This window comes from Streptomyces sp. T39, assembly GCF_008042045.1.
Taxonomy (GTDB): domain Bacteria; phylum Actinomycetota; class Actinomycetes; order Streptomycetales; family Streptomycetaceae; genus Streptomyces.
Genome location: NZ_RDBP01000031.1, coordinates 1 through 6,603, shown reverse-complemented (window position 1 = coordinate 6,603; position 6,603 = coordinate 1). Strand labels below are relative to the sequence as shown.

Annotated in this window: 1 protein-coding gene and 2 pseudogenes; all 3 read right to left on the bottom strand. The window is 75.7% G+C overall.

The window, feature by feature from the left end:
• A partial coding sequence (locus EAO77_RS40235) for a type I polyketide synthase (protein WP_261994092.1) occupies nt 1-1,759 on the bottom strand: 1,759 nt, incomplete at its 3' end.
• Nucleotides 1,760-1,807: 48 nt separating this feature from the next.
• Nucleotides 1,808-2,506: pseudogene (locus EAO77_RS41415) on the bottom strand (polyketide synthase dehydratase domain-containing protein); the annotation flags it as partial.
• A 151-nt stretch (nt 2,507-2,657) separates the two neighbouring features.
• Nucleotides 2,658-6,317, bottom strand: a pseudogene (locus EAO77_RS40225) (SDR family NAD(P)-dependent oxidoreductase); the annotation flags it as partial.
• Nucleotides 6,318-6,603 lie beyond the last annotated feature (286 nt).

The window sequence follows — 6,603 nt, the reverse complement described above, 5'->3', positions numbered from 1 at the left end:
CCCCGGCGAGCCGCGCGAGATCCAGTTCCAGGCGGTCGAGCTCCGCGAGCGAGGCGAGAGCGGGACCGGCCGGTGTCTCGGCCGGCGCGATCTCCGCCTCCAGGTACTCGGCGATCGCCCGCGACGACGGGTAGTCGAAGAGCAGGGTCACCGGCAGCCGCAGACCGGTCGACTTGCCCAGCTGGTTGCGGAGTTCGACCGCGGTCAGCGAGTCGAAGCCGAGGTCCATCAGCCCCCGCTCGTGATCGACGGCCGCACTGCTCGTGTAGCCGAGGACACCGGCGACCGTCGTCCGGACCAGGTCGAGCAGGTACGGGCCGTGCTCGGCCTTCGGCAGGGTGGCCAGGTGCTCCCTGACCCCGCGCACCGGAGCCGCCCCGCCGCCCGCGGCAGCCCGCCGGACGGGCGCGCGGCCGCGGCCGGCCGGAACCAGGTCCCGCAGCAGAGCGGGCACAGTACCGCGCGAGCCCAGCGAGACGAGATCGAACCGCGCCGGCAGGACGACCGCCGCGTCCAGTGCCCGGGCCCGCTCGAAGAGCTCCGCGCCGTCCGCGGAGGAGAACGGCACGATGCCGCCCCGGGCCAGGCGGCCCAGATCGCTGCCGCCGAGCTTGCCGGTCATCTCGCTGCGCTCCTCCCACAGTCCCCACGCCATCGAGCGCACGTCGTGCCCCCGGGCCCGCGTGTGCTGGGCGAAGGCGTCGAGGAACGCGTTGGCCGCCGAGTAGTTGCCCTGGCCCATGCCGCCGAAGGATCCGGCGATCGAGGAGAACAGGATCAGCGGCACGCCGTGCTCCGCCGTCAGCTCGTGCAGGTGCAGTGCCGCGTCGACCTTCGGCGCGAACACCCGGTCCACCCGCTCGGGGGTGAGCGAGGTGACGATCCCGTCGTCGAGGACACCGGCGGTGTGGACGACCGCGCTGAGCGGGCGGTCGGCCGGCACCGTGGCGAGCAGCGCCGCCAGCGCGTCCCGGTCGGAGGTGTCACAGGCCGCGACGGTGACCTCGGCACCCAGCGCGACGAGTTCCGCCCGCAGCTCCTCGGCACCCTCGGCGGCGGGGCCGCGACGGCTGGTCAGCAACAGGTTCCGGGCGCCGGACGCGGCCAGATGACGGGCCATCACGCCGCCGACGGTGCCTGTCGCGCCGGTGATCAGCACGGTGCCGGACGTGTCCCACGACGGGACGTCCGCGACGGGGGCGGCCGTCGCGACGGCGATCCGGGCCACCGTCACCCGCCCCTCACGCACGGCGAACTGCGGCTCGTCGGCGGCGAGCGCGAGGGCCAGCGCACCGAGCGACCGGGGGTCGTCGTCGACGTCGGCGAGGACGAAACGGTCCGGGTTCTCCGACTGGGCGGACCGCACCAGGCCCCAGACTGCCGCGTGCGCCAGGTCCGCCACGTCGCCGTCCGGCTCGGTGGCCACGGCGCCGCGCGTCACGAACACCAGCCGCGCGCCCGCGAACCGCTCCTCCGCCAGCCAGCTCTGGACCAGGGCGAGCGCCCGGTGCACGGCCGCGCGGACCATGTCGGCCGTCGCGCCGTCCTGCGGCACGTACGGCGCAACGACCACGTCGGGCACCTGTGCCGCCTGCGCCAGACGCTCCAGGTCAGCGGGCTCGCGCACCTCGAAGCCCGGCAGCACCGGCGCCTCGCGCGGCTCCGAGGGGGCGGCGAGGCCGACCCAGACCGGCTGGTAGAGCGCGTCCGGGCCCGCACCCGGCGCGGCGCCGAGCCGTGCCGGGCGCGCACGCAGCACGAGCGAGCCGACCGTGGCCACGGGCCGGCCGAGGGCATCCGCGACCGTCAGGGAGACGGAGTCGGCGCTCAGCCCGGTCAGCCGCACCCGCAGCTCGGCCGCGCCGGACGCGTGCAGCGCGACATCGGACCAGGAGAACGGCAGCAGCCCTTCGTCGTTCTGGAGCTTCGGGCCGAGCGCGATGGTGTGCAGGGCGGCGTCGAGGAGCGCGGGGTGCAGGCCGTAGGAGGTGGCGGAGGCGTGCTGCTCCTGGGGGAGGCGGACCTCGGCGAAGACCTCGTCGCCGCGGAGCCAGGCCGCGGTGAGCCCCTGGAAGGCGGGGCCGTAGGCGAAGCCGTTGGCGGCGAACCGCTCGTAGAGGTCGTCGACGTCGAGGGGTTCCGCGCCCGCCGGCGGCCACGCCGCGAGATCGTCCTCGCCCTCGGCGACGCCCGTGGCGAGGACACCGGAGGCATGCCGCGTCCACGGCAGCTCCGCCTCCGCGTCCTGGGGGCGCGAATACACGGCCAGGGAGCGGCTGCCGTTCCCGTCCGGCTCGTCCACCACCAACTGCAGCGACACCGCACCCCGCTGCGACAGCAGCAGGGGCGCTTCGAGGGTCAGCTCCTCCACACGGTCGCAGCCGACGCGGTCGCCCGCCTGGACGGCCAGTTCGAGGAAGGCCGTCGCCGGCAGGATCGCCGAGCCGGAGATCGCGTGATCCGCGAGCCACGGCTGGCTGCCGACCGCCAGCCTGCCGGTCAGCACCAGCTTGTCGGAGTCGGCGAGCGTGACGGCCGCGCCGAGCAGGGGATGCCCGGCCGTGTCCAGCCCCGCGGACGACACGTCCCCGTCTCCGTCCGTGGCCTCCAGCCAGTAGCGGTGGCGTTGGAAGGGGTAGGTGGGGAGGGGGGTGGTGTTGGGCGCCTTGTCCGGTGAAGAGGAAGGCGGTTTTGCCGGTTTGGGTCTGGGTGATGGGGGTGGTGGTGTCGGCGATGCGGTCGAGTTGGGTGAGGAGGTCGTCGCGGTCGGTGCCGATGGCTGCGGCGCGGTGGTGGAAGGCGGTGCGGGTGGTGGCGAGGGAGTGGGCGATGTCGGTGACGGTGTGTTCGGGGTGTTCGCGGACGTGGGCGGCGAGGCGGCGGGCCTGGTCGCGGACGGCGTCCTCGGTGCGGCCGGACACCACCCACGGCACCGGCCACGCCACACCATCCGCGGCCGGGGCCTCCACCGGCTCCACCACCGGCGCCTGCTCCAGCACCACATGCACATTCGTGCCACTGACGCCGAACGACGACACGCCCGCACGACGCGGCGCACCCGTCTCCGGCCAGTCGCGGGCCTCCGTCAGCAGCTCCAGAGCGCCGGAGGACCAGTCGATGTCCGGTGAACGCACCTCGGCGTGCAGCGTCTTGGGCAGCACGCCCTTCTCCAGGGCGAGCACCGTCTTGATGACGCCCGCGATTCCCGACGCCGCCTGGGTGTGCCCGATGTTCGACTTCAGCGAGCCGAGCCACAGCGGCCGGTCCGCGGGACGGTCCTTGCCGTACGTGGCGAGCAGGGCGCCGGCCTCGATCGGGTCGCCGAGCGAGGTGCCGGTGCCGTGCGCCTCCACCGCGTCGACCTCCGCGGGCGTCAGGCCCGCGTTGGCCAGGGCGGCACGGATCACCCGCTGCTGCGCGGGACCGTTGGGCGCGGTGAGGCCGTTGCTCGCGCCGTCCTGGTTGACCGCCGAGCCCTTGACCACGGCCAGCACCCGGTGGCCGTTGCGGCGTGCGTCGGACAGCCGCTCCAGCAGCACCATGCCCACGCCCTCGGCCCAGCCCGCGCCGTCCGCGTCGGCCGAGAACGCCTTGCAGCGCCCGTCCGGTGCCATCGCCCGCTGACGGGAGAACTCGATGAACGTGTCCATCGTCGACATCACGACGACACCGCCGGCGAGCGCCATCGTGCACTCGCCCTGCCGCAGCGACTGCGCCGCCTGGTGCAGGGCGAGCAGGGAGGAGGAGCATGCGGTGTCGAGGGTGACCGCCGGGCCCTCCAGACCGAACGTGTAGGAGATGCGGCCCGAGGCGACACTGCTCGCGCTGCCGGTGGCGAGGTAGCCCTCGAACTCCTCCGGCGCACGCCGGAAGCGCGAACCGTAGTCGTTGTAGCTCGCGCCGAGGAAGACACCGGTGCTGGTGCCCTTGACGCTCTCGGGGGTGATCCCGGCCCGCTCGAACGCCTCCCAGGTGGTCTCCAGCAGCAGTCGCTGCTGGGGGTCGATGGCGAGCGCCTCACGCGGGGAGATCCCGAAGAACGCCGGGTCGAAGTGGTCGGCGTCGTACAGGAATCCGCCGGCCGTTGCGTAGAACGTCCCGGGCTTGTCCGGGTCCGGGTCGAACGTGCCCTCGATGTCCCAGCCGCGGTTGGCGGGGAAGTCCGACACGGCGTCGCGGCCCTCGGCGAGCAGCTCCCACAGCTCCTCCGGGCTGCGGACCTCGCCGGGCAGCCGGCAGCTCATCGAGACGATCACGATCGGGTCGTCGTCGGCGGCTGCCGGCGCGAGGACGGGCGCGCCGGACGCCGTGTCGGCGCCGGTGTCGCCGATCAGTTCGGTCAGCAGGTAGGCGGTGAGCGCCGTGATCGTCGGATAGTCGAAGACCAGGGTGACGGGCAGCCGGGTGCCGGTGGCGGTGCTCAGCCGGTTGCGCAGGTCGACCGCGGTGAGCGAGTCGAATCCCAGCTCCCGGAAGGCACGCTCGGGTTCGACGTCCTCGGGCCCCGAGAAGCCGAGCGCGGCCGCGACCTCCGTGGCCACGACGGCGGCGAGGTCGGCCGCCGCCGCCTCCCTCGGCTGGGCGGCGAGCCGCTGGGCCAGTTCGCCCGCGGGTGCGGGGCCGTCCGCGGTGTCCGTGCGCCCGGCGCCGGTGGCGCGTGCCTCGGGCAGGTCGCGCAGCAGGGCCGCGGACTGCAGATGAGGGGAGGCGGCGATGAGCCGGTCCCATTCGATGTCGGCGACGGCCACCTGGACGTCCCCCGCCTCCAGGGCGCGGTGGAGCACGTCGATCGCCGTCCCGGGCGCCATCGCGGGCATGCCCGTGCCGCGCAGCCGCGCCTCGGTCGCCTCGTCCACCAGGCCGCCTCCGGCCCACGGCCCCCAGGCCACCGAGGTGGCGGGCAGCCCGTCGGCGCGGCGCCGGGCGGCGAGCGCGTCGAGGAAGGCGTTGGCGGCGGCGTAACTGCCCTGGCCGGGGCCGCCGACCGTGCCGGCGAAGGAGGAGTAGAGCACGAACGCGTCGAGCGGGAGATCCGCGGTCAGCTCGTGCAGATGGATTGCTCCGTCCACCTTCGGCCCCAGCACACCCGCGGCGCGCTCGGGGGTGAGGGCCGAGATCAGGCCGTCGTCGAGCACCCCGGCGGTGTGGACCACGCCGCGCAGGGTGTCGCCCTGCTCCGCGAGTCCGGCCAGCAGTGCCGCGAGCGCCTCGCGGTCCGCGGTGTCGCAGGCGGCCACGGTCACCCGGACACCCGTGGCGCGCAGTTCGTCGGCGAGCTCCGGCGCGCCGGGGGCGTCGAGGCCGCGCCGGCTGGTCAGCACGAGGTGTTCGGCGCCGTCGGCCGCGAACCGGCGGGCGAGCTGCGCGCCGAGGCCGCCGGTGCCGCCGGTGACGAGCACCGTGCCGCGCGCCGTCCACGGGCTGCCGCCGCCGGAGTGCGGGGCGGCGCGGACCAGTCGGCGGCCGTACGCGCCCGAGGCCCGCAGGGCGACCTGGTCCTCGCCGTCGGCGTGTCCGGCGAGCAGCGCGCACAGCCGGTCGGCCGCGCGGGCGTCGAGCTCCTCGGGCAGGTCGACGAGGCCGCCCCACCGCTGCGGATACTCGATCCCGGCGATCCGGCCCAGTCCCCAGGTCGTCGCCTGGAGCGGCCGGGCGACGCCCTCCGCGCCGGTGACCGGGACACCGCCCTGCGTGGCGCACCACAGCGGCGCGTCGGTGCCCGTCTCCGCGAGCGCCTGCACCAGCGCGGTGTTGAGCACCAGGCCGGCGGGCTGCGCGCTGCCCGGCGCGTACGGCTCCTCGTCGAGGGCGAGCAGCGAGAGCACCCCGTCGGGAGCGGTGCCCCCGGCGGCCTCCCGCAGGAGCCCGGCGACCCGGCCCCCGGCGGCGTCGTCGGCCGCGAGGTCCAGACGGACGACCCGCGCCCCGTGCGCCCGCAGCGCCTCCTCGCACCGGGCGGCCTCCGCCGCCCCCCGCGGTGCGGCGAGCAGCCAGGTCCGCCCGCCCAGCACCTGGTCGCGCGGGGACGCCCCGACCTCGCCCAGCGGCTTCCACGTCACCGTGTAGCGCCAGGAGTCGAGCGCCCCCGTGCGGCGCAGCCGGTTGCGCCAGGACGCGAGAGCCGGGAGCACCGAGCCGAGGGTGACATCGGAGAATCCCGCGGTCTCCCACTGGAGGGCGCGGGCGAGTGCGTCCAGGTCCTCGCCCTCGACGGCGCTCCAGAAAGCGGACTCGGCGGGGTCGCCTGCCGTCTGCGGCACCGTCGCCGCCTCGTCGTGCAGCCAGTAGCTCCCGCGCTGGAACGCGTAGGTCGGCAGGTCCACGAGCGGCGCGCCGGCCAGGCCGAACGCGGGGCTCCAGTCGACCGCCGCGCCGCGGACATGGGCCTCGGCGAGGGACGCGGCGAAGCGCCGGGCCCCTCCGTCGTGGCGGCGCAGGGAGCCGATGGCGTGGGTGTGGGGGGCGGCGGAGGCCGCCCGGTGCGAGGAGGCGCTGCGGGCGCACGGGGCGCGGGTCGTCCGTCTGGACCTCGCGGCCGACGACGCCGCCGGGGGCCGGGTCGCCGGGCTCCTGCGGGAGGCCGCCGGGGGCACCGCTCCCGAC